This window comes from Variovorax sp. 01N425 (genome assembly GCF_056399465.1).
Map to the genome: position 1 here is coordinate 114,251 of NZ_JBFTRJ010000017.1, position 24,930 is coordinate 139,180.

A 24,930-nucleotide genomic window follows, 5' to 3' on the forward strand; every position below is an offset into this window, starting at 1 on the left:
CAGATGATCGAATTCAACGGCAGCCCGCTGCTGGACGGCCAGGTGGCTGTGGTGACCGGGGCGGGTCAAGGGATGGGGCGCGAGATCGCCATCGGCCTTGCCGCAGCGGGCGCGAAGGTGGTGGTCGCCGACGTCAACATGCAGACCATCGAAGAGACCGTCGCGCTGATCACGCGGCAGGGAGGCACCGCATGGTCAGTGCTTTGGGACGTATCCGATCCCGACCAAGCGAAGCAGGCCGCGGCTCATGTCCACGACTTGGCCGGCGACGCGTCCATTCTCGTGAACAACGCGGGCATCCATCGCCGCGGTCAGTTCGGCGAGGAGGGCCACTTTGGCACTTGGCGTGAGGTCATGGCGGTGAACCTGGACGGGATCATGTACGGCATCACGGCTTTTCTGGATCAACTCAAGCGCACCAAAGGCAACATCATCAATTTGGCGTCGATCCAATCCTTCACCGCAGCCCCGAACTTCACGACGGCCTATGCCGCCAGCAAGGGCGGGGTGGCGATGCTGACCAAATCGCTGGCGGTAGACCTGGCCCAGCATGGCGTGCGCGTCAACGCCATCGCACCCGGCTTTATCGAAACCCCGCAAACCGCCATCTCTCGGGCCAATCCCGACCGCGTCGCGTTCGTCATGTCGCATACACCGATGAAGCGCGCTGGCCGCGCAGACGAGATGGCAGGCCCTGCTGTCTTTCTGGCTTCGCACCTTGCTTCCTTTGTGACCGGCGTCATTCTCCCGGTTGACGGCGGCTTTCTCACCCTTTGATTCGAGTCTCGATAAGGAATACACCATGGCACACGTCAACAAACTCGATGTACTGTCCCACGTGAGCAAAGAAACGCCGGTCGGTGAACTGTTCCGATCCGTTTGGCTGCCCGCTTTGCTTTCATCTCAACTGCCCGAGCCCGGCTGCGCGCCCGTGCGCCTGAAGCTACTCGGCGAAGAGCTCGTCGCTTTCCGTAACGGCAAGGGTGAGGTCGGCATCGTTCAGGCCAACTGCGCCCACCGACTCGCACCGCTCTTTTATGGACGGGTAGAGCAGGAAGGCATCCGATGCAACTACCACGGATGGCTCTACAACGCCTCTGGCGACTGCCTGGAGATGAAGAACGCAGCCGACCAATCGATCTGCAAGAAGGTCAAGTTGACCGCTTACAAGGCACAGGAGAAAGCCGACATCGTCTGGGTGTTCATGGGCAGCGGCGAACCCCCGTCGCTTCCCCAATTTCCGTGGATCGATCTGCCGAAGTCGCAGCGCAATGCGACGGTGTGGATCCAGGAGTCCAACTGGCTGCAGGGCATGGAAGGCGAACTGGACAGCTCGCACGTCTCGATCCTCCACACGAACCCGGCCACGATGGCGACCTCTCCGGTGCACCGTCCATATTCGGCGATTGACATCACGCCCAAGCTGTTCGCCAAGGATACGTCCATCGGCGTCATCGGCATCGCCCGCCGCAACGCTGACGAGAATTTCTATTGGCGCGTCTCTCAGTTCATGGCCCCGTGCTTCAGTTCCATCCCCAGTGCAGACTTCCCCGTGGGTGGCCGCGCCTTCATCCCGATCGACGACCACAACACCTACACCTGGGACTTCAACTACTACCTCAAGGGCGATCTTCCCGAAGCTTTCCTGGACTACATCGGCAAAGGGCTGGCCTTTCCTCCGGACAGTGTCTATGAACCGTATCGCCTGAACACGGGCGCCATCATTGACACGTTCGTTCCCGTTCGGAATCAACGCAACAACTACATGATCGACCGCAAGGGGGCCAGCCTGTCGAGCCCGTCCGGCATTCATGGCCTCAATGACCAAGATCGTGCCATGCAGGAAGGCATGCTGGCCCTCCCGGGGACCGAAGGCCGCATCGTCGATCGCGAGAAAGAGTTCCTGCTCCCGACGGACATCGCGATCGTCCGCAGCCGCCGCCGCCTGCTCGAGTACGTCAAGTCCGAAGAGAGCCTCGCGAAGTTCCGCGAGATCGTCAAGGATGGCAGTGCCTACGCGGTTGTGCCTCTCGACGTCGTTTCCGAGCTTGGCGAGATGGACGAATTCCTGGAACGTCATCACGGCGAACTGATGCCCGGCGACACTGCCGAGCCCGCTGCCGCCTAGTCGCTTGCCGTCATGACGCTTCAGCTTATCGCCGCATGTGAAAAGGTCACGCAGGACGCTCCATACGCCTATGAAGGCCAGGGAAAGAAGATTGCGATCTACCGGGTCAACAACGAGTTCTTCGCAACCGACAACGTGTGTCCGCACGCCTACGCCCTGATGTCCGACGGTTTCGTGGAAGGCGAAACCATCGAGTGCCCCTTGCATGGCGCTGTCTTCAACATCCGCACTGGCAAATGCATGGGCCCGCCGGCGGAGTCTGATCTGGAGACGTACCCCGTCACGGTGGTCGACAACAAGATCTTCCTTAACCTTTAGTCGGCCGCGAACATGTCTAACGTCAACGACATCGTCATCATCGGAGCCGGGCAGTCCGGCGGCTGGGCAGCCAAGACGTTGCGCGACTCAGGCTTCACCGGCTCAGTGCAGATGATTGGCAATGAAAGCCATCTTCCCTACGAACGTCCGCCCCTGTCGAAGCAAGTGTTGCTCGGCGAGCTGGAACCCGGTGCATGTCAACTGTGGTCGCAAGAGCGCCTTGTGGAGCTGGCAATCAAAGTGGAGCTTGGGAATCACGTCGAGCGAGTCGACCGGGCCGGCCGCCAGGTTGTTTGTCGGGATGGAAAATCGTTTCACTTCGACCAGCTGCTTCTGGCGACGGGGTCTCGACCCCGGCAATTGTCCTGCGAGGGGGCCGAGCTGCAGGGCGTGCATTACCTGCGGACGATCGACGACTGCCTGGCCATTCGCGCCAACCTCGGAACTGCCATCCGGCTGGTTGTCGTGGGCGGCGGCTGGATCGGGCTGGAAGTTGCCTCAGGTCTGCGAGCGCGCGGCGCCCATGTCACGGTGCTCGAGGCTTCCAATCAACTCTGCGGACGCTCGCTTCCTCCGTCGCTCAGCAAGTATTTCCTGGAGCAGCACGTTAGTCGCGGCGTGGACGTTCGGCTGGGCGCTCGCCTCAAGCGCTTCGTGGGAAATGGAAAGATTCAAGGGGTTGAGCTCGATGACGGTTCGATCGTGCCTGCTACGGTAGTGCTCGTAGGCATCGGTGCAGTGCCGAACGACGAACTTGCACGGTCCTGCGGGCTGGACGTTGGCAACGGAATCGTGGTCGACGAGCACTGCCGGACTTCGGACCCCAGAGTATTTGCCTGCGGTGACGTGACCGACCAGCCGCTGGGACAGGGCAGGGGACGCCTCGAATCTTGGAAGAACGCGCAGGATCAAGGGGTGGCAGCTGCGAAGGCGATGCTGGGCGCCGAGCCCGTCACTAGAGAGCTGCCGTGGTTCTGGTCCGACCAGTTCGACATCAACTTTCAGTTGTTGGGCGTCGTGCCCCCAGGCGCGCAGCAGTACCGAAAGGCCAATGCGAGTGACAGCGGCTTCATCGACTTCTTTGTGCAAGAAGGACACCTGGTAGCAGCGGCGGCCATCAACAGCCCTCGCGAATTGCGGGAAGCCAAGAGAGCGATCCAGAAAGCGCTTCCGTTCTCTGAAGAAGGCTTGGTGTTGATTCAAGATCAATGTGATGCCCCTGAGAGGCAGGAGAAAGAACTATGAGCGGCGCAAGAGCGTTGGTGCTGGAGTCACCGAAGAACCTCCAGTTGCGTGAATTCCCCTTACCCGAGATCAGCGACGACGACGCGGTGTTGCGGGTCGAAGCCTGTGGTCTGTGCGGCACCGACTATGAACAGTGGCTCGGCCACCTTGGTGATTGGGGCGGAGGCATGCCGATCGTGCCCGGCCACGAGATCATGGGATTCATCGAGCGTATCGGGCCCACGGCAGCCAAGCGTTGGCGTGTGCGAGAAGGCGACCGCGTCGCGGTCGAGCCGATCATCCCTTGCGGGCACTGTGCAGATTGCATAGCGGGCGAGTACACGCGGTGTCAGTCCGACTTGGGGTATGGCCTGTACCAGAATATCCATTCTGCGCCGTCGCTGTGGGGCGGCTACGCGAGTCATGTGTACCTGCATCCGAAGACGATGGTGCACAAGCTTCCCACGAGCGTCGCCACCGACCTGATGACCTTGGTGAATCCGTTGTCCAACGCAATCCGCTGGGTGTACGAGGTGGGCGGCGCTGCGCTCGGAAAGACGGTCGTGATCGCTGGTCCAGGTCAGCGGGGGCTGCTGGCCGCCGTGGCTGCACGCAGGGCAGGCGCTTCGCAGATCATTGTGACCGGGACATCGTCTGACCGCGGCCGTTTGGATCTGGCCTTACAGCTTGGTGCTACGGCGGTCATCGATGTCGACAAGGAGGATCCAGTGGAGCGCGTGGTCGAAATCACCGGTGGACGATTGGCGGACGTCGTCCTTGACGTGTCGGCAGGATCGATGGCTCCGATCATCCAGGGCGTGGACATGGTCAAGCGCGGCGGGCGAATCGTGCTGGCCGGTCTCAAAGCGAACAAACCACTCGACGGGTTTCCGATCGACAAGGCAGTGCTGCGGGAGATTCAGCTTGTCGGAGTGCTGAGCGCAGGGTGGGAATCGACTGAATTGGCGATCGACATCGTCACGCATGCCGGAGAGGCGCTAAGGCCACTCTGCACGCATTCTTTTGGAATGGACAGAGGCACTGAGGCGGTGCGCACGCTCGGGCGAGAGGTGACCGACGGGCGGGACGCCATCCACATCACACTGACGCCCGAATAAGCATGTGTGCAGCCTGTTATCGCGCTGCCTCGTTTCGTTCGCTTCTGGCGAACGAGGAGCGCGCAACGACGGACGAAAAGAAAAATCAAAAGCCCCCGCCGGTCAATTCTTCTGACGGATCTCCCCCAGCCTCAATCGGTACGCTTGGAAGCGAGCAGTCCCAGCAAAGGGTGTAGCGCCACGCGCCCCCCGTCCCGGCGCACAGTGACGAGTGCAGATTGAGCCTGCGTTGTTCGCAGCACCAAGCAACCAGGCTGCACGGTTCCCGCGGAATCAGGCCTTGGCCACCGGGATGTGCGATTGCGCGCCCAACTGTGGCCAGGCAATCGGCGCGGTTGCTGCGGTAAGGCGTTCCTGAATCGAGAGCGCCAAGTCCCAGTGCCTCGCCACCAGCCGCAAGCCCGTGACGTCATTTGCTTCGTTCGAACACAGCCAGAGCACTGGCTCGGCGAGCTTCTCGGGTTGGATCAGGTCTTCGGGTTCTATCCCGCAGTCCGCCGGCACCATGCGGGAGTTCACTGGTCCACCGGGGAGTAGCACGTTGACGGTAACGCCAGATCCATCCAAATCCTGGAACATGATGCGCGATGACGCCTCCAGTGCGGCTTTGCAAGGCCCATAGGGGCCGATGCCCTGGCGATACATGGTATCCAGGCTGGTCGAGACATTGATGATGCGGCCCCACCCGCGCCGTACCATGTCCGGAGCGAACAGTGTGCTGAGCAGTTGAGCTCCAAAGACGTTGACCCGCAGCATTTCGAGCCACAGCGCGTCCGGGGTAGACCAGAATTTGGGCTTCGCCACGAGATAGGCCGGATCATTGCGCTCAGGACCTATCGCTGCGTTATTGATCAGGATGTCGATCCCGGAAGATGCTTCGACCAGCTCCGCCCGCAGCGCCTGGGCACTTGGCCGGTCAGCGATGTCCATTGCCTTGGCAATAACGCTGCCACCACGTTCCCGCAAGTGCGTGGCCACCTGCTGGAGTTCGTGTGCTGCGACATCCACCAGGACGAGACTGGCACCGGCGGCGCCCAAGCGCTGCGCGATTGCCAGGCCAATGCCTTGTGCCGCTCCTGTCACTAGTGCCGTTCGACCCTTGAGCTCGTTGACCGCGTATGGCAATAAGGATTCGATCATGCTCGTGAGTCCCTGGGTACTGCTTCGGCAAAGCGGCTGGCCGCAAAGCGCAGTGCTCGACTTCTCGCGAGTTCGTGCGCACCTGGATTGAAGCGATCCGCTCGAAGCCGGTTGAAGAAGGCATGCTCGGCGCCCTCGTAGGTATGGAACTCGTCGTTGGCCCGTTCGCGCTTGGCGACTTCGTCGCGGACCGCTTGGATGACCTCGACAGGGTTGTGGTTGTCGTTCGTTCCGAAGTGGAACTGCACAGGACATCTGATCGCCTGGATCAGATCGCCTAGCTTGTTCAAGCCCACCCCGTACATGGAAATCATCCCGGACAGTGGTGTGGCAGCGGCCAAGCGAACCGCCATTCGGCCGCCCAGGCAAAAGCCGAACACGATTGGCCGCTGGTCTACCGCCTGTTCTGCCTGTAGCCAGTCGGCGCAAGCAGTCAGATCCAACACTCCCGTGACCTCGTCGTAGCGCAGGGAGTAGTCCACGGCCGCTTGGCGCTCATTGGCGTCCTCGCCGTTGCCCAAGTCCAAATTACGTGCCAGCCGCCAGTAGATGTCCGGCACAACAACTGCATAGCCAGCTCCCGCAAGGTCGTCCGCGATTGAACGCATCGCGGGCGTAACGCCGAAAATCTCCTGGATCAAAACGATGGAGCCGCTGGCTTGGGCAGGTCGGGTGAAGTACGCGTCCATACGGTCAGAACCGATGGGAATCGAGACATTTGTCGAAAGGAGATCCATGGCAAGTAGGTCTGTTGACAAAGGTAGTTGAATGAGGCATCCTAGCATGCAGTATTTGGCGTTGCAATGACGTGGAAGGAAAAATGGACAAGAACCCAACCTCGCCCCTGACCGGCGTGCGAATCGTCGAACTCACGGCGATGATCACGGGGCCGCTGGCCGGCACACTGTTGGCGGATCTAGGCGCCGAGGTGATCAAGGTGGAAAACCCGAAGGATGGCGATCCTTTCCGGTCTTTCCGCGGCGGTACTTACAGTCCCTACTTCGCCACCTACAACCGAAACAAGAAAGGGGTCACGCTCAACCTGAAAGGTGCGCTGGGTAAGGAGGCGTTCCTGAGGTTGATAGAAAGCGCTGACGTGCTGATAGTGAACTTCCGCTCCGGCGTGATGGAGCGGCTTGGCCTGGGCGTGGACAAGCTGCGGGAAGTCAACCCTCGTCTGATCGTCTGCTCCATTACGGGTTTCGGGGAGTCAGGGCCGTACGCTGATCGGCCGGCCTATGACGCGGTGGGGCAAGCGCTGAGCGGCATCTCCAGCCTCCTGCTTGGTGCCGATGCGCAGATAACCGGGCCCTCGATTGCGGACAACCTGACTGGCATGTATGCCAGCTACGGCATCCTCGGCGCGCTGTTCGAGCGAGAACGCACAGGCAAGCCCCGTACGCTCCAGTTGAACATGCTGGAATCGACAATGGCGTTCATCAGCGATCCCTTCGCCAACTTCACGATGGCTGGCGTCAAGCCGGATCCTTTGATGCGAGTGCGCGCGTCGCAGTCTTACGCATTGCGCTGCCAAGATGGATCGCTGGTGGCCGTGCACATGTCCTCGCCTCAAAAGTTCTGGGTGGGCTTGCTCAAGGCCCTTGAGCGCGAGGACCTGGCGACGGACCCGCGCTTCGCTGAGCGAGCACAGCGGCTGGACAACTATGAAGAACTTGCCATTGAACTAAACCGTACGTCGAAGACGCAGCCGCGTGACCATTGGTTGGCTCGCCTTGTCGAGAACGACGTGCCGCATGCACCTGTGCTGACGCTTCCAGAAGTCATGGACGACGTGCAGGTGAAGCACCTGAAGACCTTCGCGGAGGCCGAACACGCCGTGCACGGTCCGCAGAAGATGATTCGCAGGCCGGTTCTTTACGACGGCCAGCGGGAGGACCAACCGTTGCAGCCCGCCCCCGACCTCGGCGAACACTCCGACGAGGTGTTTCGCGCACTCGGCTACGCCGACGAAGTCATCGCGAAGATTCAGTCCGGCGGCTAAAAAGGTGGCGGATGAGACATAGAACTTCAGGAAATCAATCATGACGAAGACACGAATTGGAACCCACCTTAATGACACCGCGCGGCTTCGGATTCGCGGCAAAGACACACTAAGTGAAGTCGTCGGCGAACTGAGCTTTACCGAAGGCTTCTACTTGGTCGTTACTGGCCGAGTGCCGACCGCGACGCAGCGCAAGGTTCTGGACGCGGCATTACTTGTCCTAATGGACCATGGCCTGACGCCCAGCGCACTCGTGGCTCGCATCGTTGCTGACTCTAATCCCGATGACATTCAGATCTCGCTGGCAGCGGGTGCATTGATGGTCGGCAATCGATACGCGGGTACGATGGTGGGCGCAGGCCGGGTGTTGAGCGAAGGCATGTCCTTTGCGGGCGACAAGCGCGAATGGGCGAAGAGTCTCGTCGCCAAGTTTCGTCAATCGAAGCGCCGTGTCCCCGGCTTCGGTCACGCCAACTACAAGAGTGTGGACCCACGTGCGGCGCGGCTGTTCGAGGTGGCTGAAGCGGCCGGCGTGAAGGGCGACTACATCGCCTTGCTGCAGACGTTGAGTGAAGAGATCGATGCCGACGCGGGCAAGCGGATTGTCCTGAACGCGACTGGCGCACTCGGCGCGATCTTGCACGAGATCGACTTCCCTGTGGAGGCAATGCGCGCGGTCGCTGTGGTGAGCCGCTGTGCTGGGCTGGTCGGTCATGTGCTCGAGGAGCGGAGCTCGCCCATTTCTCCAGATATTTTTGCCTTCAGCGAATCGATCGCCTACGAAGAGGGGCCGTATTAAAGGCATTTCCTAGACGGGCGAAGAACGCGCGCTTGCCGTTGACGGGTGGCGTGTGCCTGGGCACCTAGTTCCGCGACTGTACCTCTGAGCCTTGGCGCCGCGCCGACTCGGCGCACCACTCTTTCCGAAGCATCGAATGGATCGAACGACTTTGAGCCTGAAGGCCGCGGTAATGAAATCTGTCCAGAAGCGGTACCGTACCCGTCCGGATCATCCGTGGGCAAAGCTTCCGGAATACGCGGTGTTCAGGCATCAAGACAACGGCAGGTGGTATGCGCTGTTCACGACCGTACAGCGGAAGAAGCTTGGGCTCTCGAGCGACGGCACTGTTGACATTGTGAACGTCAAGAGCAGGCCGGAAATTGTGGGATCCCTCAGGATGAAGGACGGGATCCTTCCGGCCTACCACATGAACAAGGAGCACTGGCTCTCGGTGCTTTTGGATAGAACGGTGCCAGAGAAGCTAGTGTTGGAATTGATCTCCGACAGCTTCGAGCTCACATCGGGCGCATGAGGTCTGGCAACCTGCCGGATGATGACCGGTCATCGGCTTCGATCAAGCTGCCGCACCCCGGCAGCGCAGGAAGGTCGCCGAAGACCAGGGGCGGCTCTGCCTCCGCCTGGTATGGCTCAATCGATGTGGGCTCCGGATAGCCTCACGATTTCGGACCACTTTTCAATCTCGGCCTTGCTGAACTGCGCGAGCTGTCGCTCGTCCATCAGTGGAACCTCGAGGCCCAACGCGACCAACTTGGCTCTGGTCCCTTCGGTCATGGCAGCTTTCGAGACAGCGTCCCGCAACTTTGCAAGTACAGCAGGAGCGGTCTTCGCAGGAGCGTAGAGCATCATCCATGCCATCAGGTCGAAATTCTCCACGCCTTGCTCCTGGATTGTTGGGACGTCCGGAGCAATCGAGGTTCGCTGCGCAGTTGAAGCGCCGAGTGCTCGCAACTTGTTCGCGCGGATGTGAGGAAGTGCCGCCACAGGGTGGTAGAACATGAAGTCCACTTGGCCCGCGATCACGTCGTTTAACGCTGTTGCGCCCTCCTTGTAGGGCACATGTACCATGTCGCCGCCAAGGCGAGTCTTGAGCAGCTCGCCAGCCAGGTGCCCTGAAGTGCCGTTGCCCGCAGAGGCGAAGCTGAGGCTCTTCCCGCCTGATGCAGCGTTGCGCAGGTCCTTCAGTGTCTTGTAGGGCGAGTTGGCCGACACGATAAGCAGCGTAGGGGTAGAGCCGGCAAAGCCGATGGGCGCGAAGTCCTTGAGCGCGTTGGTGGTGGGCTTGCGGTAGAGCGTAGGGTTGATCGCATGTGTTCCGACGGTGCCGAGCAGGATGGTGTATCCATCTGCGGAATCCCTGGCAACCATATCCACGCCAATGTTGCCACCAGCGCCAGCCTTGTTTTCAACGACGACCGGCTGGCCCATCTGTCGAGCGATGCTCTCCCCGAAGACGCGTCCCACGATATCCGCGGTCGTGCCCGCGCCGAATGGCACCACGAGTTTGATGGGGCGGATGGGGTAATCCTGCGCGACGGCTTGATGCGCGAGGCCCCAAACGGCGGCGGCGGTCAGGAGTGTTCGACGAGAGAGCATGGCAAATCCTTTGGGTTTAACTACCTCAAAGCCGGATACTGGCCCGTGCAAACCTATCCGACAGGCTATGTTAAGTAGCCTTGTTGCCTCATGCAATATTGGGGCCAACCCGATGACGTGGCCCATTGAGCACGAGCGACGAGGAGTGTCGAGGTGCCCCGTCCTTGTGCGATCTGGTATCTCTTAATGCCGTCGCCCTCTAATCCCATTCAGCAAGAGATGTAGATGGGCACCCGCGGTAGGCAGGCCACCATGGCCTCCAGGGACCGAGGACGCCGGGCCAGCGCCCAAGCCGCGGAGAGGCGCCAGCATTGATGAATGCGGAAGGCTTAAAGATGGGATGGGGAAGAGCTTCCGCAGCCCTGATCGCAGCGGCCAGGTCGGCGCCCATCTGCTGGCGGTGCCGCCGGCCGCGGCGAGGAACCAGCCCGACCCGGCAGGCTGTCAGAGCTTCGCGCCCACGTAGAACATCAAAATTGACAAGGCGCTCTCGCGCTCTTCGATGCTCAACTGACTGACGAAATAGTCCACGTGAAATTTCACGCTCTCGTCGATTTTGTGCAGCGTATCTCGGCCCAGATCCGTCATGGCGACATAGGTCGTCCGCTGATCCTGATCACCACGCCGACGAACCACCAAGTCCTTTTCCACTAGCAGTTTGACAAGGCTGGAGGAAAAGGCCGGTGTGATATCAAGGCGGCTTGCAATCTGATTGACCTGAAGCTCCATGTCGGGGCAACCATAGATTTGAATCAGTGCCTGGTGAGCCAACGGATCGATGCCAAACTTTTTTGCCTGCTCTTCGACGATGCGGAACACTTTGCGCAGCACGTAGCGCGCTTCGGCAACACCTATGAAGTAGAGGTGCTTGTTGCTCTCCCGCGCTTTGCGGCTTGCAGCGCTTTTGCGACGGATACGGTCAACGGACAGCGGCTGGGAAGCAACTGGCACTTCGAGTTTGGGTTCACGCGGTTTGATCAGAGCACGGGAAGTCTTCGTTACGGAGGTCATTTAATCTGCTTGGTCCCGAATGTGCGTCGCGCGCCGGCGCACCTCAGGTTATAAAGACTTTGATCCAGTGCAATGTATATTCTTCAGCTACCGTTGTCAACATACTAATATGACGCAAATATAGGGAGCATTGACCGTCCGCCGACAAAGGGCCGGCGTCGACTCCGGCCCTTTGTAATTGCGCAATCGTTACTTATAGTCGTCCGGTCCGAATGCGCCTTCGAAGCCTGGAAGGGCCAACGCGCGATCAACCAAACCGGTTGCTCGTGCGTAGTCGAAACTACGGTTGACATTTTGCTTGACCAAGAAGGACGCACCACCGTAGAACTTCTCGTATTGCTGGTGGCGATTGCCAAACTCCGAGCCAATGAAGTCCCAGGCCATCCGCATCAGCGCAACGCGCTCGTCGGCACTGGTGGTTGCCGAACGGTAGTACCGCTGCACGTCGGCGGCGGTTTCGGAGTTCTGGAAGTCCTTGAACGATGAGGGGAGGGTGATCATCCCGGCGCCGGAGAGCTCACGGATGATTTCCACCATGCGAGCGTTCAACTCCGATTGGAGCGCCATGATCGAGTACAGCGCAGTGCGCGACGGCCACAGTACGCCATTGCTGTCCGTTTCAGCCGCCACTTCCTGGGCCAGCAGCATGTTCTCTACGATGGACACGAGCGAGGTTAACTCACCCATCTGGGTCTGCACCGCGGGGTTGGCATCGTTGCCCGTCAGCTCGTTCATGCGTTTGGCCAAGCCGGTCATGAAACGCAGCTTGGTGGCGTAGCGAGCCTGCGCCTGCAAGTTGCCGTACAGATGCGCGGGCGTTTTCCACCATTGGTCGCGGGCGACTTGGAGGTTGCGGTAAATGAACACGTGCTCCCAGGGGATGAACACGTCGTCGAGCACCACGAAGCAGTCCGATTCGTCGAAGCGGCTGGACAGCGGGTAGTCGAAGGAGTTCAGTGCTTGACCGCCGAAGGGGCGGCGCGGGTACAGCTTGACGCCTGGAGCTCCCACAGGCACAGCCACGCCGAATGCGTAATTCTCGTCGCCAGGCTGCAGGGGGTGGATGGTGCTGATGTAGATGTAGTCGCAGTAGACGCCGGCCGTTGCCAGTTGCTGGGCGCCCTTGATGACGATGCCATCGTCTCTCTCCTTGACGACCCCTGCGTACAAGGTGGGGTCGCTTTGCAGATGTGCCGGCTTGCTGCGGTCGATCTGCGGAGGCACGATGGCATACGTCACGTACTGGTGGGTCTCGCGCAAGTGCTCGTAGAACTTGATCACGTTGTCCGCAAACTGCTGTCCGCCAGCAGCGAACACGCTCGGTACGGCTGCATAGCCGCAGAAGAATCCAGCGACGTGGTCCGGCGAGCGGCCCATGAGGCCGAAGGTCGCTTCCGACCACATCTCGCTCGCCAGGCGCTTCGCCTTCAGATCTGCGTGGGTCTTCGGGATCTGAAAGCCGCGAAGGACCGGATTTCCAGTCGTCGGTGACGTGTACGTCATCACCTCACGATTTTCGGGCGCCGCCGCAATGTCGTAGAGGTTGCTCAGCGAGCGCGCTCCCCTCGCGAATGCGCGATGGGTCGTCACGTCCGAAACCCGTTCGCCATCCACATAAATTTGTCGACCATCGCGCAGCGCGCGTAGGTACTCATCACCTGTACGCAAGTTAGCTGTGACCACTGTAGCTCCTTGTTGAAACGACTTGATACCGCCTTTGACGGGGCGGCGACTTGGCTCGGTCGGCTTCGCCAGATCGGACGGTTGACGCCAGATCGCAAACGCTGCATACTCAGCCACATAGGTATGTTAACTCATCTATCTGGCGCATGCAATGGGTTGGGTTCGCGATGCAGCGCCGGGGTCCACGAACCCGTGACATGTTGATCAAGAGGAACGAGATGGAAACGAGCCCTGTTCGAACAACGCTGCATTTCGAGACGACCGACTCTCTGGGCGAACATGCCCTCGAGGTGCCTGTCACTGACCTGGTGATTGCGGGCTGGACCGGCAGCGACGCTGCGGCCATCGAAGCCCACATCTTGGAACTCGAGGCGTTGGGTGTACGACGCCCTAAGAAGACGCCAATCTTCTACCGGGGTGCTGCCACGTTGCTGACCCAGCGCGAATCTATCGAGGTGGTGGGAAGCACCGCGAGCGGTGAGGTGGAACCCGTGATCTTCAGCACCGAGCGCGGTTTGTGGTTGGGCATTGGCTCCGACCACACCGATCGCGAAGTGGAGACCGTGGGCATCACCATCTCCAAGCAGATGTGCGCCAAGCCCGTATCAACAAAAGTCTGGGCCTTTGAGGAGGTGGCCGGCCACTGGAACGAACTCATCGTTCGTTCATGGATGACCAAGGGCGGTGAACGTCGCCTTTACCAGGAGGGACCGCTCGCCAAGATTCGCCATCCCACCGAACTTCTCAGACTCTATGGCGGCGATGGCTACGTTCCCGCGCCCGGACTGGTCATGTTCTGTGGAACGCTGGCGGTGCACGGCAACTTGGAGCCCGCGGAGAAGTTCGAAATGGAGCTGGAAGACCCTGTGCTCCAGCGCCGCCTGAGCCATTCCTATCGTGTGTCTGAACTGCCCATCGAGGGCTAAAAGGAGAGCGCTATGCCGATGAACAAACCCCACCTTGAATTTCACCCATTGGACATGGTCAACGGATGGCAGAGCCCCCCTGGATATCCGCCGGGCGCGGGCGTGCAAGAGAAGATTCTGGCCAGTGACATCGACGAAGTGAACAAGTCCGGCAGCCGGACGCGACTGCTTCGGTTCGAAGCGGGCGCATTCTCCACCAAGCCTTTCGTTCATGACCACTGGGAAGAGGTCTACCTGGTGTCGGGAAATCTGACGGTGGGCAACGACGAGAACGGCGTGGGAGGGGAAGAGTTCGCCGCACCAACCTATGCATGCCGTCCCCCAGGTGTCTGGCACGGTCCGTTCAAGTCCGAGACTGGATGTCTGCTGTACGAGATTCATTACTACGACGAGAGCAAGAAGTAAGAGGCACCTCATGACTTTGAAGATTGCCGTCCCCGACCTGATCTCGAACTCCTACTTTCCGGTCGAAGCTGCCGTGGAACTCGGCTTCTTCAAAGCCGCGGGCCTGGACGTTTCACTTGAGTTGATCTTCCCCGTTGACAAGGCCTATGCGGCGCTGAAAGAAGGGCGAGTCGATTTTGTGGGGGGATCGGCGCATTCCGCCTTAGCCGCCTTCCCGCAGTGGAAAGGCGTGAAGCTGTTGGCCGCCCAGGCGCAAGGCATGTACTGGTTCCTTGTCATGCGGTCCGATCTGGTCCACCAAAAGGGCGACCTCAGCGTGGTCAAGGGCCGCAAGATCGGCGCGGCCCCATGGGTCGAAATGGGCCTGCGGCAGCTATTGACTGCCGGCGGGATCAATATCGAGGCTGACGGTGTTCAGATTGCGCCTGTGCCTGGGGTTCAGGCGGGCAACGTGAACTTTGGCGTCACAGCCGCGAAAGCGCTCGAAGACGGGAAGATCGACGGCTTCTGGGCCAACGGCATGGGCACCGAAGTGGCGGTCCGCAATGGCGTCGGCACCGTGGTCCTGGATGTGCGCCGAGGGGACGGCCCTGCGGGTTGCTTTGACTACACGTTCGCGTCGCTTGCCGCTTCGGACAGATTCATCGAGAAGTCTCCTGATCTGGTAGCAGCCGCGGTGAATGCCTTGGTCAGAACCCAGAAGGCACTGATCGAGAACCCCGGTATCGCGGCTAAGGTTGGCGAAAAGCTGTTTCCTCCCACGGAAGCGTCGCTGATTGCCACGCTAATCGAGCGGGACTTGCCGTATTACGACGCGTCGATCTCGACGCGAGCCGTGGACGGCATGAATGCCTTTGCCCGATCTCTGGGCATTCTCCACGCCCATCCCGTCTATTCCGACGTGGTTGCTGAGCAGTTCAAGCCGCTCTGGAACGCATAAGCAGGAGGTCTGCCATGTCCGTCGACCAGAAAGAATTTCGCAACGCGTTGGGCCAGTTCGCAACCGGCGTCGCCATCGTGACCGCGACGGTGGACGGCAACCGTATGGGCGCCACCATCAGTTCGTTCAACTCCGTGTCGCTGGACCCGCCGCTTGTGCTATTCAGCATGATCCGTGGTTCTCTCGGCATTGCCCAGTGGAAGGCCGCGAAATCCTATTGCATCGCCATTCTCGGCGAGTCGCAACGGGATTTGTCCAACCGATTCGCAAAAGCGGGAACCGATAAGTGGATCGGCATCGACCCTGCGTTTGCTGCCAACGGCGCGCCGATGGTCCCGGGAGCGAACGCCTATTTCGAATGCGAGCCCTGGAGCGTATGCGACGGAGGGGACCATGAGATCTTCATCTGTCGGGTCAGTGCATTTCGCGTGATCCCTCAAGCCGAGCCGTCGCTGATCTTTTGTGGTGGCAGGTACAGGCACCTGAGCGCCCTTGACGCCGCAACCAAGCCGCCTCCCGAAAACCTGTACTTGCACGGCTGGTGAGCGCGGCCGCTTCAGACTCGCACAAGGCACGGCTGACAACAGTCGCCACGATCCTCTGACTCATCCTGGTACTCGGCACTAGAAGTTGTTGTAGCTATGAATACCGCATACATCAAAGCCGCGGAAGGACGCGACCAATTCCTAAATCTGGTTGACTTCAAATGGCTGATGGCCGGCATGGGCTGGTGGGTCAACTTGTCGCGCTTGCAGAGCGACAAGGCCTACCTCGACGAGTGCTTGCAGCGCGCGATGACGAGCGACTCAGAGTTGCTACAGAAGTGCAGCGTCGAAATGCTTGGCTTGTCGGATGCCCCGTGCGACAAGGCCATGCGGCCACAACTATCGGCTTGGCATTGTGATGGGCGCTGAATGGTCCCAGCCGGTCAGAGGTTTCATTCGTCGGTCCACGTAGGTCCGGTGCGAGTCAAACAGGAGCGGATAAGCACATTGCTGCTTGGCGCACCACATTAATACTTTCTTCCCTTAGGGACGTCATGGAAACACTCTCCAAGCTTGAAACCGTCGAAGCAATGCTGTCGAGGATCGACGATCCGACGGGACAAGGGGCCGTTGCGTTCACGCAGGTGTACCGCGAACAAGCTCGCGCGTCCGCGGCGAGCGCGGACGCATTGGAAAAGGTGGGCATCGAGCAACACCCTCTGGCGGGGGTGGCGATATCGGTCAAGGACCTTTTCGATGTGAAGGGTGCTCAGACGCTGGCTGGTTCGCGCGTGCTGAAAGATACCAAGCCTGCAATGCACGACGCAGCCGTTGTTGCCCGACTGCGCCAATGCGGCGCGGCGATCATCGGCAAAACCAACATGACCGAGTTCGCGTTCAGCGGATTGGGCATCAATCCCCACTATGGAACACCGGTGAGCGTATGGGATCGGCCGGCTCGCCGCATCCCAGGTGGGTCATCGTCCGGCGCAGCTGTGTCCGTCGCCGAAGGAATGGCCTGGGCCGCCATCGGGACAGACACCGGAGGATCGTGCCGCATTCCCGCAGCATTGAACGGCATCGTAGGAATGAAACCAACGGCTTCTACGGTCCCGCGGGACGGAGTGCTTCCCCTTTCGTTCAGCTACGATTCCATTGGGCCGCTCGCGTCGACAGTGGCAGATTGCGCGCGGGTGTACTCGGTCATTAGTGCGTCCGCCGCAGCGCTCGTCGAACGCGAATTCTCCACGCTCCATTTGGGCGTCATTCGGAATTACGTCATGGACGGGCTAGACGATTCCGTCGGGCACGCATACGAAGCCGCGTTGAGAAAACTTGCGGCGGCCGGCGCCATCTTGCACGAACTGACGTTGCCGGTGCTGACCGATATTCCGAATGTCCTTCATGGCGGCGGACTCGTCGCCGCGGAAGCCTTCCAGTGGCACCGTGAGCTCCTGTCCAGCCAAGAGCGAGAGTACGACCCTCGTGTCTCGGTCCGGATCCAGCGCGGAAAGAGCATTAGCGCTGCCGACTACATCTCATTGCTGGGCCTACGTGAACGGATGATTCAACGCTGGTCTGCGCAGATAGCGGCCTTCGACGCTGTCCTGATGCCGACGGTGCCCACAGTGGCGCCCACGTTGGAAGCACTTGAAGATGACGACGAGTATGGGCGTGTCAATCTGTTGATGCTGCGCAACCCCACCATCGTGAACGTCCTGGACGGCTGCGCAGTGTCGTTGCCGTGTCACGAACGCGGTGCGGCCCCCGTAGGTCTGTCGATCGTGGGTGACCGCCAGCGCGATTGGCAGGTGCTGAGCATCGCGCATGCCATCGAGCAGGTGCTCTCCGCCTAGCGCCTCAATACGGATCGACGAAGGAGAACGCCATGCAAAGCGCAATCCGTTTGGATGCGGCCTCCGCATATCCTGAAGGCACCTTGCCAGGGATTGGGCTGTCCCGATTCGCCACGGGGCTTCGCGAGCTTTCTTGCTCCAAGGCGACCGTCGAGTGTCGTCACGACCTGCCACTGCGGGCGACTGCGATACTGGATGCGGTGCGTCGTGGCGACTTTCAGATCGGCGAACTTTACTGTGGTGCGCTGAGCACGGTTGATCGAATCTTCCAGATCGGCTCAATGCCGTTTCAATCGTCGACCCGTGCGTCCGCGATGCAGCTTCTGGCGGTGGCGCGACCGCACTACGAGCAAACGTTTGACACTCTGGGAGTCCGTCTGCTGTACGTTTCGCCTTGGCCTCCAACTGGACTGTGGACGCGGGAGCCGGTCCATTCAAAGGCGGAATTCAAAAGGTTGCGAATTAGCACGTACGACGACATGTCCGCTGACGTGGTACGTAGCGCGGGCGGCCAGGCGGTGCAAATGCCAATCGGAGAAGCCTTCGGCCGTCTGCGCGACGGCCAATTGGATGGCGTACTCTCATCGGGTGACGGCGCGGCAGGCCAGCGCCTCGGCAAGTACCTCCGATGCTTCTATGACATCAAGTACGCAACGCCTATTTCTTTTGCTGTCATGAATGCAGAGCTGTACCTCGGTCTGACAGTCGACCAGCGACGGTTTGTTGATCAAGCGGCCCAAGCGGTCGAGCGTTCGCTCTGGTGCGACTTGGATGGACGTATCCGTCGGAACCATCGCCACATGATGGCTGCCGGCGTCCGGGTATTCCCGGAACTTGACGCGAAGTTGAAGCAAGCTCTCTGGGAAGGCGGACACAAGGCGATCAGTCAATGGGAGCAGGGCGCGTGTGACCGGACTGCCTCGATCCTCGGAGAGTATTTCCCGTCGCCTCAGGGTAGGTAGACTGCTCCCGTAGCAGCACCCTCTTCGTGGTGGGCGCGCGCATCGATCCGGCGAATGCGTATCCTGTTCGGGGTAGCGCGCAAGGAAGGCTTCGTGGACCTGATGGTTCTTGTGGCGAAGGGGCCGAGTTCGATCTTGCGGGCGCGGCGCACGGCCGGCTTCTCGCGCGTCCGAAAGGGATCGGCTGATACGGATAAATCAGATGAGCAAGACTTCAGCTGTCTGGTTCTTCTTCCCAAGACGTTCGGATTTACACCTCTGGAGATCGATCATGATCAAACGTTCTGAAATCTTTGACTACGCCAAAAAGAAGTACAACGCCAAGCCCGATTACCCCTTCGAAAAGTACCGCAGTTATGCAGTCCTCCGCCATTCGGATGATGACAAATGGTTCGGGCTGGTGATGAACGTCCCCAGGGAAAAGTTGGGCCTGAAAGGCGAAGGCGAGGTCGATGTCCTTGACGTCAAATGCCACCCGGCGAATGTCGATGACCTCAAGACCAAACCCGGCTTTCGGCCGGCCTATCACATGAACAAGGAACACTGGCTCACCGCCGTTCTCGACGGCTCTGTATCGAAGGAAGAGATCTTTTCCCTCCTCGATGAGAGCTACGACCTCACGAAATAGCTCGCTGACGCAGGGCCACCCCGGCAGCGTCGCCCTTGGGGGCGGCACGTCGTTCCACGTCCCACCTAGCCAGGAGCTCATCATGAAAACGATGCGAGCAATCGTCCTGTACAAAGCCGGTCCACTCGAAAACCTCATTCTGGAGGAGCGTCCTGTCCCGGAAATCAAACCCGGCTGGGTGCGGATCCGGATCCGAGCTTTCGGGGTAAATGAATCCGAAGTCACCACCCGCAAGGGTCTGTCCTCGCCCGATGTAACCTTGCCGCGCATTCCCGGAATCGAGTGCGTTGGTGAGGTTGATGAAGCGCCCGCCGACAGCGATCTGAGGCCGAGACAAAAGGTCGCCACCATGATGGGCGGTATGGTGCGTTCGTTTGATGGCTCCTATGCCGAGTATGTCGTGGCGCCGGTCGGCCAAGTCATTCCGTTCGAGACGGGTCTGCCATGGAATGTCGTCGGCGCCTTGCCGGAAATGTTCCAAACGGCCTATGGATCGTTGACCACGGGCCTTGACCTGAAGGCGGGCCAAACGCTGCTGATCCGGGGCGGCACCTCTACAGTGGGATTGTCGGCCGCGACCATTGCAGACGCCATGGGCGTCACCGTGATTGCCACGACACGCAATTCTGAACGGACCGAAATGCTACGCAAGGTCGGCGTCCGTCATGTGGTCGTCGATGGCGGGAACATCGCTGAGACCGTGCGTAAGATCGTTCCCGAGGGGGTCGATGCCGCACTGGAGCTTGTCGGCTGTGGCGTTCTGGCCGACACACTGAAGGCGGTCCGCGTTCATGGAACCACCTGCTTTACCGGGGCCCTGGGCGACCAATGGACGATGCCCGTTTTTGACCCGTTCTCCCTCATTCCGTTCGGCGTCCGACTGACGTGCTATGGCGGTAAGGCTACTGATCTTCCTGCCGACGTGTTCAACGGCCAGCTTGAAGCCATCGCTGCGGGACGGATGAAAGTTAGCGTCGCCAAAGTCTATCAAGGGCTGGAAGGCGTGCGCGATGCGCAATCTGATCTGGAGGCCGGCAACACACCAGGCAAGCATGTCGTCGTGCTCGACTAACAACAGCGTATCAGTTCATCTTTCCCCAGTGGTCCAGTCGATGGGGTTCAATCCAATCTGGGGTCAGAGATCGGTGGAGTCCAATACATTTGAGGCAACTCATTCGCGGACGTTGGAGTGCTGCCGAATCTTCCTCGACAATGCGATGTTCGAGGAACGCCTGCACGTCATGTTGATCGAAGCAGGCAATGGTTGAGATGCCCACCACCGAAGAATTCTCAGCCCTGCAGCAAACCCTGGCCGAGGCCACTCGGCGCAGCGAATCTCTCATCGGCGAACTGCGTGTGATGACCACCGAACGAGACCCTGGCGCTGGAGCGCTTGCACCCAAGGGATCGGCAATCCGCCATACGACGCTACCGCCCATGCGGTCGAGGTCCTCAGAACTTTTGAAGGCATCGAGCGGCCCTGATCTAACAGGTTGTCGAAGACGTCCATTTGCGAGCGAGCGTCATCTTAGCCGTGGGTCGAGACTACGCTCGACGTTCCAATCAGCATCTGGCCGAGCGCCAAGCGATTTTGGCCGATTAATTCCCCCCAGGCCCGCCTTCGCTTTTTCAGCGTCCTGACCTGGCGGCGCTCCGAAGAGACGCTTGTACTCGCGGCTGAATTGTGAGGCGCTTTCATAGCCGACCGAGAACCCCACCTCGGCCGCACTCACTTGGTCCGCGATCATGCGACGGCGGGCCTCGTGGAGCCGGATATACTTTTGATACTGAAGGGGACTGACGGCGGCGACGGCTTTAAAGCGCTCGTAAAAGACCGATACGCTCATTCCCGTGAGTGCAGCGACCGCTTTGAAATTGAGGCGCTCGGTGTAATGATCGCGGATCCAAGCCATGGCCTTTCGGATATGCCTCAGGCGCGAGTCAGATCCGGCAATTTGACGGAGCAGGCCGCCGTGTGGTCCCATCAGCAACCGAAACATGAGCTCGTGTTCCAAGGACTGAGCCATGACGGGGATTTCGGTTGGCCGATCTAGCAGTTCCAACAGTCTTCCCCAAGCGCCCAGAAGCGACGCGCTCGCGGTGCTAACCCCGTATCCCGATTCAATCGGCAACTCTGGTATCGCAGCCATTTCAAGTACGAGATCCGACAGCAGAGCTTGGTCCAAAAACAGACCGACTGCGAGAAACGGTTGATCCTCTGACGCCTCACAGATCTGGCCCAACGCAGCGATCTCAGCCGCGACAATCATGCTTTGACCAGGGCCGTACTCAAACATCTGGTCGCCGATAAACATGCGCTGAGTTCCTTGGATCACCAGGGACGCCGCAGGATCGTAGATCAGCGGGTCAATCTCAGTTGTATGGTCGAGGGTGTAGGCGAACAGTCTCGGCAGTTGAGGACTGGCACCGCCAGCGTGGCGCATCGCCATGGCGCGAATTTTGTCGAGTTCGCTCATCAAGGCATCCTACCCGATTGCCCATAATTATCAAGATTTCCGGAAAATCAGGCAATAGTGGAGGAAGATCCGGCATCGTGGCGTCGCGGCCCAAAACCTATCATCAGGCCCAATACCGAGGCCACGAGGCTTCTAAATCACCTAATAGGAGCTGCCATGCCCACCCCAATCGAAACCGTTTCGGCTTTTTGCGCAACGTTTCACGAAGACGGCGGAAGACCAGCCGTCCGTCGTTGGTTCACACCCAACACGCGCTGGGTCAACGAAGGCGTCTCAGTCACCACCGGCCCCGAAGAAGCCATCGCGATGATCGACGGACTGGAGACATCGGTAAGCATCTCCACGGTCCATATCGACATGCTCGCGATCGCCGCCGACGGATCTCGCGTTCTCACCGAAAGGCTCGACCGGTTCGAGCGTGCTGACGGCAGCGAAGTCGGACGCGTGATGATCATGGGCATCTTCGAGGTGGAAGGCGACAAGATCGTCGAGTGGCGGGACTATTTCGACGTAAACAACATCCAGAAGTTCTCCGCCGGCTAGAACGCCCGCTCGCTATAGCGCAGGGCCTGGGAATGCTGGGCTTCCTTGTTGTCGTCAATTTCATGCTTTGAGAATTGGAGGTTGGTCACATGAGATCCGTGCTAGTAACTTTGGCTGCGGTGATTTTTTCTAGCGTCGCCTGGGCTCAATCCCCCGCAGCATCTGACAGGACGGAGGACAGGCGAGTGTCAACGCCCATTGAAATCGTCACTGCCTTCTGCGCTACCTTCCCTGAGGATGATGGGAAGGCTGCCATCAGGCGATATTTCGTACCGCACACGGTTTGGATCAATGAAGGTATCTCCAAAACCACGGGCATCGAAGAGGCAATCGCTTTTCTCGAGCGGCCGAACAGATCGCCGAGCATCGCGGCCGTGCATTTCGACATCCTTGCCATCGCTGCGGACGGGAATCGCGTGCTCACCGAGAGACTGGATCGCTTTGTACGCGCCGACGGCAGCGAGATCGCTGCGATCAGAGTGATGGGGATCTTCGAAGTGGAAGGGGGCCGTATCGTCGGCTGGCGTGACTATGCCGATGTTAACGCAGGGAGAAAGATCACCCCCGATAAGCGCTGACACCTTGGGAACGTTGCGGCTGCCCCCTGGGTGATCTTTTCATCTTTTCAAACCTTCCCCGAGGCGGCTTGCATCCGCTTTGCAAAACGTGGGCTCCCATTGATGCCTATCAGCGGCCAATTGAGTCGCGAGCAATAGGAGAACCGAACGGTGGCGATAAGGCACCTGCGTTGTTTTCTTGCGGTCGCTGAAGAACTCTACTTCGCCCGCGCAGCGGAGAGATTGCATATCGAGCAATCGCCCCTTTCTCGCACAACCAAGGAACTGCAAGAAGAGGTTGGCGACCAGTTGTTCATCCGCACCAGCCGCAGCACGCGGCTGACACGGGCGGGCAAGCTGTTCCTTGAACATGTGCCGCGCGTGCTCACTGCCTTGGAGCAAGCGCGCGACAGCGTAAAGGCGGCGAGACGCACTACTGCCCCTGGCATCGCTGCCAGCGCCAATGTCCGGCCGAAACTGGCTACTGCGCCCGCTGCTGATCGACCAGATCCAGAGCGATCCGCAGTGGTGCCAGGGAAACTACATCGAGCAACCCGTCGGCGCGCGACGGGCATGGGAGTTTTTCAGCGCAGCCACCAATGGTGGGACCCAGGCGTTGCAATCGGCCCTCTCTCATCCCGATGAGGCCGACGAGTGGCTGCGGGCGAGGCGCGCCCTGCCTTTCGAAGCGGATGCCAACGCCCTCATTTACCAGATTGCCGCTGACGTGTGTAGTCGACCCACCTGTGACGATTGGACTGACGCCAATTCTCAGATTCATTACATATAAGGCAACTCACTCGAGGACGTTGAGTGCTGGAACCTTTGAAAATGCTTCAGCGATGAAATCCATGAATACGACGGCCCGCTTCGGAAGGAGTCTGTTCGCCACATAAACGATTTGTATAGGCACGGGCGGCGTGGCATATGCCGTCAGCAGCAATTGCAAATTGCCACTCTTCAGCCCTTCCTCGAACAGCCATTCCGGCCCGTACCCGACGCCTAGCCCCGCATTGACAGATTCGCGTGCGGCCTCAGGTGAGCTGACCCGAAGTCTGCCGGTTACCGGAACGTCGGCATCCCGGAAACGCCAAGTGGCACCGGACGACAACAGGGTGTAGATCACGCAATCGTGCCCGCGCAGGTCCTCGGGAGTGTTGGGGACACCGCGTTGAGCCAGATACTTTTTACTGGCAACGCACACGCGCTCGAACAAACCGATGCGGCGCGCGCGCAGTGCACTGTCTGCCAAATGTCCGATCCGTATCGCGAGTTCGGCCCCTTCATCGACCAGATTGACATATCGATCATTGGTCTGGAGATCCAGCGTCAATCCCGGGTAGCGTTCCAGGAAAGCGGGCACATGCGGCAACACGAATGCAAAGCTCAGCGCGGTCGGACAGGCAACGCGCAGCAATCCGGACGGATCCACGTTCTCCTTGAACGACGACTCTGACTCGTGCACTGCGTCAAGAATTCGCCGGACCTCCGCGTAGTAGCGCTCCCCCTCCGGCGTGAGGGCGAGCTTGCGTGTTGATCGATGCAGCAGCCGGGCTTGCAAATGATCTTCCAGTGCCGCCACGTACCGGCTGACGTTCGGCTGTCCCAAGCCCAAGTCGCGACCCGCAGCGGAAAAGCTGCCCGTCTCCACGGCGCGAGCGAAGCAAGTCATTAACAGGAACCGATCCAAAGCGAACTCCGATTCATGCATCTGAAGCATGAATAATATACAAAAATGCGATCTTATAAAGATTTGGACATGAGCGCATAGTTCTTCACACGGCAGGTCAGCCAAGGTTGGTTGATCACGGATCACCTAAGGAGAATTTCATGTCCCGCTTGCAAGGCAAACGCACTCTCATCACCGGTGGCACCAGCGGCATTGGCCTCGAAACGGCCAAGCAATTCCTCGCCGAGGGCGCGCGTGTCATCGTCACCGGCGTCAATCCGGATTCCCTCGCCAAGGCCCAGGCGGAATTGGGCAGCGAAGTTCTGGTGCTGCGCGCCGATTCAGCCAACGTGGCTGCGCAGAAGGAGTTGGCGCAAGCCGTCCAGGCTCACTATGGTCAGCTCGACATCGCCTTCCTCAACGCTGGCGTATCCGTTTGGATGCCGATCGAAGAGTGGACGGA

At 59.8% G+C, this 24,930-nt stretch carries 29 protein-coding genes and 1 pseudogene; 23 read left to right on the forward strand and 7 right to left on the reverse strand.

The features are described from left to right. Positions 1–3: 3 nt before the first annotated feature. Genes AC1DSC_RS26705 through AC1DSC_RS26725 form a run of 5 tightly spaced genes read left to right on the forward strand, consistent with a single transcriptional unit; the run spans position 4 to position 4,788 of the window. Complete coding sequence (locus AC1DSC_RS26705; RefSeq protein ID WP_478131962.1) at positions 4–777, forward strand: SDR family NAD(P)-dependent oxidoreductase; 774 nt, start codon at positions 4–6, stop codon at positions 775–777. A 25-nt stretch (positions 778–802) separates the two neighbouring features. After that, entirely contained in the window at positions 803–2,128 is a 1,326-nt protein-coding gene (locus AC1DSC_RS26710; protein ID WP_478080733.1) for a Rieske 2Fe-2S domain-containing protein, read from the forward strand. Positions 2,129–2,140: 12 nt separating this feature from the next. Next, positions 2,141–2,446, forward strand: a complete 306-nt coding sequence (locus tag AC1DSC_RS26715; RefSeq protein ID WP_478080734.1) for a non-heme iron oxygenase ferredoxin subunit — start codon at positions 2,141–2,143, stop codon at positions 2,444–2,446. Between the two features lie 12 nt (positions 2,447–2,458). Further along, the gene (locus AC1DSC_RS26720; RefSeq protein ID WP_478131963.1) at positions 2,459–3,691 is read left to right on the forward strand and encodes an NAD(P)/FAD-dependent oxidoreductase; all 1,233 of its coding nucleotides are present in this window, start codon (positions 2,459–2,461) and stop codon (positions 3,689–3,691) included. Beyond that, complete coding sequence (locus AC1DSC_RS26725) at positions 3,688–4,788, forward strand: zinc-dependent alcohol dehydrogenase (RefSeq protein WP_478131964.1); 1,101 nt, start codon at positions 3,688–3,690, stop codon at positions 4,786–4,788. The genes AC1DSC_RS26720 and AC1DSC_RS26725 overlap by 4 nt, the downstream gene beginning before the upstream one ends. A 273-nt stretch (positions 4,789–5,061) precedes the next feature. On the opposite strand, the gene AC1DSC_RS26730 is transcribed toward AC1DSC_RS26725, so the two are convergent. Then, positions 5,062–5,928: an SDR family NAD(P)-dependent oxidoreductase gene (locus AC1DSC_RS26730; protein ID WP_478080737.1), complete on the reverse strand. Its 867-nt coding sequence runs from the start codon at positions 5,926–5,928 to the stop codon at positions 5,062–5,064. Next, positions 5,925–6,665 carry a dienelactone hydrolase family protein gene (locus AC1DSC_RS26735; RefSeq protein ID WP_478083235.1) on the reverse strand — a complete coding sequence of 247 codons (741 nt, stop codon included), beginning with the start codon at positions 6,663–6,665 and terminating at the stop codon, positions 5,925–5,927. Before AC1DSC_RS26735 ends, AC1DSC_RS26730 begins: the two co-directional genes overlap by 4 nt. Before the next feature lie 83 nt (positions 6,666–6,748). Between AC1DSC_RS26735 and AC1DSC_RS26740 the strand changes: the two genes are divergently transcribed. The 3 genes from AC1DSC_RS26740 (at position 6,749) to AC1DSC_RS26750 (ending at position 9,243) form a co-directional block, all read left to right on the forward strand. Continuing rightward, a complete protein-coding gene (locus AC1DSC_RS26740; protein ID WP_478131965.1) occupies positions 6,749–7,930 on the forward strand; it encodes a CaiB/BaiF CoA transferase family protein in 1,182 nt (393 codons plus the stop codon). A gap of 40 nt (positions 7,931–7,970) precedes the next feature. Further along, a complete protein-coding gene (locus tag AC1DSC_RS26745) occupies positions 7,971–8,729 on the forward strand; it encodes a citryl-CoA lyase (RefSeq protein WP_478083238.1) in 759 nt (252 codons plus the stop codon). A 136-nt stretch (positions 8,730–8,865) separates the two neighbouring features. Further along, positions 8,866–9,243, forward strand: a complete 378-nt coding sequence (locus AC1DSC_RS26750; protein ID WP_478080741.1) for an MmcQ/YjbR family DNA-binding protein — start codon at positions 8,866–8,868, stop codon at positions 9,241–9,243. A gap of 116 nt (positions 9,244–9,359) precedes the next feature. Here the strand turns inward: AC1DSC_RS26750 and AC1DSC_RS26755 are convergent, their stop codons facing one another. The 3 genes from AC1DSC_RS26755 to AC1DSC_RS26765 all read right to left on the reverse strand — a co-directional run bounded on the left by AC1DSC_RS26755 (position 9,360) and on the right by AC1DSC_RS26765 (position 13,136). Continuing rightward, positions 9,360–10,325, reverse strand: a complete 966-nt coding sequence (locus AC1DSC_RS26755; protein ID WP_478083239.1) for a Bug family tripartite tricarboxylate transporter substrate binding protein — start codon at positions 10,323–10,325, stop codon at positions 9,360–9,362. 444 nt (positions 10,326–10,769) lie between these two features. Continuing rightward, positions 10,770–11,336 (reverse strand): MarR family winged helix-turn-helix transcriptional regulator, encoded by a 567-nt coding sequence (locus AC1DSC_RS26760; protein ID WP_478080743.1) that lies wholly within the window; start codon positions 11,334–11,336, stop codon positions 10,770–10,772. A 189-nt stretch (positions 11,337–11,525) separates the two neighbouring features. Beyond that, positions 11,526–13,136 (reverse strand): 4-hydroxyphenylacetate 3-hydroxylase family protein, encoded by a 1,611-nt coding sequence (locus tag AC1DSC_RS26765; protein WP_478131966.1) that lies wholly within the window; start codon positions 13,134–13,136, stop codon positions 11,526–11,528. Between the two features lie 80 nt (positions 13,137–13,216). On the opposite strand from AC1DSC_RS26765, the gene AC1DSC_RS26770 reads away from it, so the two are divergent. The 10 genes from AC1DSC_RS26770 (at position 13,217) to AC1DSC_RS26815 (ending at position 20,293) form a co-directional block, all read left to right on the forward strand. Further along, positions 13,217–13,945 (forward strand): DUF2848 domain-containing protein, encoded by a 729-nt coding sequence (locus AC1DSC_RS26770; RefSeq protein ID WP_478080745.1) that lies wholly within the window; start codon positions 13,217–13,219, stop codon positions 13,943–13,945. Between the two features lie 12 nt (positions 13,946–13,957). Continuing rightward, positions 13,958–14,350: a cupin domain-containing protein gene (locus tag AC1DSC_RS26775; RefSeq protein WP_478080746.1), complete on the forward strand. Its 393-nt coding sequence runs from the start codon at positions 13,958–13,960 to the stop codon at positions 14,348–14,350. A 10-nt stretch (positions 14,351–14,360) separates the two neighbouring features. Then, positions 14,361–15,290: an ABC transporter substrate-binding protein gene (locus AC1DSC_RS26780; RefSeq protein ID WP_478131967.1), complete on the forward strand. Its 930-nt coding sequence runs from the start codon at positions 14,361–14,363 to the stop codon at positions 15,288–15,290. 14 nt (positions 15,291–15,304) lie between these two features. Then, positions 15,305–15,835 carry a flavin reductase family protein gene (locus AC1DSC_RS26785; RefSeq protein WP_478083243.1) on the forward strand — a complete coding sequence of 177 codons (531 nt, stop codon included), beginning with the start codon at positions 15,305–15,307 and terminating at the stop codon, positions 15,833–15,835. A 96-nt stretch (positions 15,836–15,931) separates the two neighbouring features. Then, on the forward strand, positions 15,932–16,204 hold the full coding sequence (locus AC1DSC_RS26790) for a hypothetical protein (protein WP_478080749.1): 273 nt from the start codon (positions 15,932–15,934) through the stop codon (positions 16,202–16,204). 125 nt (positions 16,205–16,329) lie between these two features. Then, positions 16,330–17,631 carry an amidase gene (locus AC1DSC_RS26795; protein WP_478131968.1) on the forward strand — a complete coding sequence of 434 codons (1,302 nt, stop codon included), beginning with the start codon at positions 16,330–16,332 and terminating at the stop codon, positions 17,629–17,631. 32 nt (positions 17,632–17,663) lie between these two features. Continuing rightward, a complete protein-coding gene (dctP, locus tag AC1DSC_RS26800; protein ID WP_478131969.1) occupies positions 17,664–18,593 on the forward strand; it encodes a TRAP transporter substrate-binding protein DctP in 930 nt (309 codons plus the stop codon). Positions 18,594–18,647: 54 nt separating this feature from the next. Further along, entirely contained in the window at positions 18,648–18,881 is a 234-nt protein-coding gene (locus AC1DSC_RS26805; RefSeq protein ID WP_478131970.1) for a hypothetical protein, read from the forward strand. Continuing rightward, a complete protein-coding gene (locus tag AC1DSC_RS26810) occupies positions 18,865–19,221 on the forward strand; it encodes an MmcQ/YjbR family DNA-binding protein (RefSeq protein ID WP_478080753.1) in 357 nt (118 codons plus the stop codon). The genes AC1DSC_RS26805 and AC1DSC_RS26810 overlap by 17 nt, the downstream gene beginning before the upstream one ends. An 82-nt stretch (positions 19,222–19,303) precedes the next feature. Beyond that, a complete protein-coding gene (locus AC1DSC_RS26815; RefSeq protein WP_478131971.1) occupies positions 19,304–20,293 on the forward strand; it encodes a zinc-binding dehydrogenase in 990 nt (329 codons plus the stop codon). 451 nt (positions 20,294–20,744) lie between these two features. On the opposite strand, the gene AC1DSC_RS26820 is transcribed toward AC1DSC_RS26815, so the two are convergent. Next, complete coding sequence (locus tag AC1DSC_RS26820) at positions 20,745–21,698, reverse strand: AraC family transcriptional regulator (RefSeq protein WP_478080756.1); 954 nt, start codon at positions 21,696–21,698, stop codon at positions 20,745–20,747. Positions 21,699–21,854: 156 nt separating this feature from the next. On the opposite strand from AC1DSC_RS26820, the gene AC1DSC_RS26825 reads away from it, so the two are divergent. From AC1DSC_RS26825 to AC1DSC_RS26840, 4 genes and pseudogenes are all read left to right on the forward strand, one after another. Beyond that, positions 21,855–22,241 carry a limonene-1,2-epoxide hydrolase gene (locus AC1DSC_RS26825; protein ID WP_478131972.1) on the forward strand — a complete coding sequence of 129 codons (387 nt, stop codon included), beginning with the start codon at positions 21,855–21,857 and terminating at the stop codon, positions 22,239–22,241. Positions 22,242–22,426: 185 nt separating this feature from the next. Beyond that, positions 22,427–22,819 (forward strand): limonene-1,2-epoxide hydrolase, encoded by a 393-nt coding sequence (locus AC1DSC_RS26830; RefSeq protein ID WP_478131973.1) that lies wholly within the window; start codon positions 22,427–22,429, stop codon positions 22,817–22,819. Positions 22,820–22,969: 150 nt separating this feature from the next. Next, positions 22,970–23,224, forward strand: a pseudogene (locus tag AC1DSC_RS26835) (LysR family transcriptional regulator); the annotation flags it as partial. 37 nt (positions 23,225–23,261) lie between these two features. Further along, a complete protein-coding gene (locus AC1DSC_RS26840; RefSeq protein WP_478131979.1) occupies positions 23,262–23,588 on the forward strand; it encodes a hypothetical protein in 327 nt (108 codons plus the stop codon). 6 nt (positions 23,589–23,594) lie between these two features. Here the strand turns inward: AC1DSC_RS26840 and AC1DSC_RS26845 are convergent, their stop codons facing one another. After that, positions 23,595–24,518 carry a LysR family transcriptional regulator gene (locus tag AC1DSC_RS26845; protein ID WP_478131974.1) on the reverse strand — a complete coding sequence of 308 codons (924 nt, stop codon included), beginning with the start codon at positions 24,516–24,518 and terminating at the stop codon, positions 23,595–23,597. A gap of 110 nt (positions 24,519–24,628) precedes the next feature. On the opposite strand from AC1DSC_RS26845, the gene AC1DSC_RS26850 reads away from it, so the two are divergent. After that, positions 24,629–24,930 (forward strand): SDR family NAD(P)-dependent oxidoreductase (locus AC1DSC_RS26850; RefSeq protein ID WP_478131975.1); only part of this gene is annotated, 302 nt, incomplete at its 3' end.

Excerpts from the sequence above, each read along its gene's own strand:
- AC1DSC_RS26755 (WP_478083239.1), bottom strand. The coding sequence starts at position 10,325 with ATGCTCTCTCGTCGAACACTCCTGACCGCCGCCGCCGTTTGGGGCCTC.
- AC1DSC_RS26770 (WP_478080745.1), top strand. The coding sequence starts at position 13,217 with ATGTTGATCAAGAGGAACGAGATGGAAACGAGCCCTGTTCGAACAACG.
- AC1DSC_RS26735 (WP_478083235.1), bottom strand. The coding sequence starts at position 6,665 with ATGGATCTCCTTTCGACAAATGTCTCGATTCCCATCGGTTCTGACCGT.
- AC1DSC_RS26725 (WP_478131964.1), top strand. The coding sequence starts at position 3,688 with ATGAGCGGCGCAAGAGCGTTGGTGCTGGAGTCACCGAAGAACCTCCAG.
- AC1DSC_RS26730 (WP_478080737.1), bottom strand. The coding sequence starts at position 5,928 with ATGATCGAATCCTTATTGCCATACGCGGTCAACGAGCTCAAGGGTCGA.
- AC1DSC_RS26790 (WP_478080749.1), top strand. The coding sequence starts at position 15,932 with ATGAATACCGCATACATCAAAGCCGCGGAAGGACGCGACCAATTCCTA.
- AC1DSC_RS26720 (WP_478131963.1), top strand. The coding sequence starts at position 2,459 with ATGTCTAACGTCAACGACATCGTCATCATCGGAGCCGGGCAGTCCGGC.
- AC1DSC_RS26810 (WP_478080753.1), top strand. The coding sequence starts at position 18,865 with ATGATCAAACGTTCTGAAATCTTTGACTACGCCAAAAAGAAGTACAAC.
- AC1DSC_RS26740 (WP_478131965.1), top strand. The coding sequence starts at position 6,749 with ATGGACAAGAACCCAACCTCGCCCCTGACCGGCGTGCGAATCGTCGAA.
- AC1DSC_RS26795 (WP_478131968.1), top strand. The coding sequence starts at position 16,330 with ATGGAAACACTCTCCAAGCTTGAAACCGTCGAAGCAATGCTGTCGAGG.
- AC1DSC_RS26775 (WP_478080746.1), top strand. The coding sequence starts at position 13,958 with ATGCCGATGAACAAACCCCACCTTGAATTTCACCCATTGGACATGGTC.
- AC1DSC_RS26705 (WP_478131962.1), top strand. The coding sequence starts at position 4 with ATGATCGAATTCAACGGCAGCCCGCTGCTGGACGGCCAGGTGGCTGTG.
- AC1DSC_RS26780 (WP_478131967.1), top strand. The coding sequence starts at position 14,361 with ATGACTTTGAAGATTGCCGTCCCCGACCTGATCTCGAACTCCTACTTT.
- AC1DSC_RS26815 (WP_478131971.1), top strand. The coding sequence starts at position 19,304 with ATGAAAACGATGCGAGCAATCGTCCTGTACAAAGCCGGTCCACTCGAA.
- AC1DSC_RS26820 (WP_478080756.1), bottom strand. The coding sequence starts at position 21,698 with ATGAGCGAACTCGACAAAATTCGCGCCATGGCGATGCGCCACGCTGGC.
- AC1DSC_RS26805 (WP_478131970.1), top strand. The coding sequence starts at position 18,648 with ATGCGTATCCTGTTCGGGGTAGCGCGCAAGGAAGGCTTCGTGGACCTG.
- AC1DSC_RS26825 (WP_478131972.1), top strand. The coding sequence starts at position 21,855 with ATGCCCACCCCAATCGAAACCGTTTCGGCTTTTTGCGCAACGTTTCAC.
- dctP (WP_478131969.1), top strand. The coding sequence starts at position 17,664 with ATGCAAAGCGCAATCCGTTTGGATGCGGCCTCCGCATATCCTGAAGGC.
- AC1DSC_RS26845 (WP_478131974.1), bottom strand. The coding sequence starts at position 24,518 with ATGCTTCAGATGCATGAATCGGAGTTCGCTTTGGATCGGTTCCTGTTA.
- AC1DSC_RS26715 (WP_478080734.1), top strand. The coding sequence starts at position 2,141 with ATGACGCTTCAGCTTATCGCCGCATGTGAAAAGGTCACGCAGGACGCT.
- AC1DSC_RS26760 (WP_478080743.1), bottom strand. The coding sequence starts at position 11,336 with ATGACCTCCGTAACGAAGACTTCCCGTGCTCTGATCAAACCGCGTGAA.
- AC1DSC_RS26750 (WP_478080741.1), top strand. The coding sequence starts at position 8,866 with ATGGATCGAACGACTTTGAGCCTGAAGGCCGCGGTAATGAAATCTGTC.
- AC1DSC_RS26785 (WP_478083243.1), top strand. The coding sequence starts at position 15,305 with ATGTCCGTCGACCAGAAAGAATTTCGCAACGCGTTGGGCCAGTTCGCA.
- AC1DSC_RS26710 (WP_478080733.1), top strand. The coding sequence starts at position 803 with ATGGCACACGTCAACAAACTCGATGTACTGTCCCACGTGAGCAAAGAA.
- AC1DSC_RS26745 (WP_478083238.1), top strand. The coding sequence starts at position 7,971 with ATGACGAAGACACGAATTGGAACCCACCTTAATGACACCGCGCGGCTT.
- AC1DSC_RS26840 (WP_478131979.1), top strand. The coding sequence starts at position 23,262 with ATGTCCGGCCGAAACTGGCTACTGCGCCCGCTGCTGATCGACCAGATC.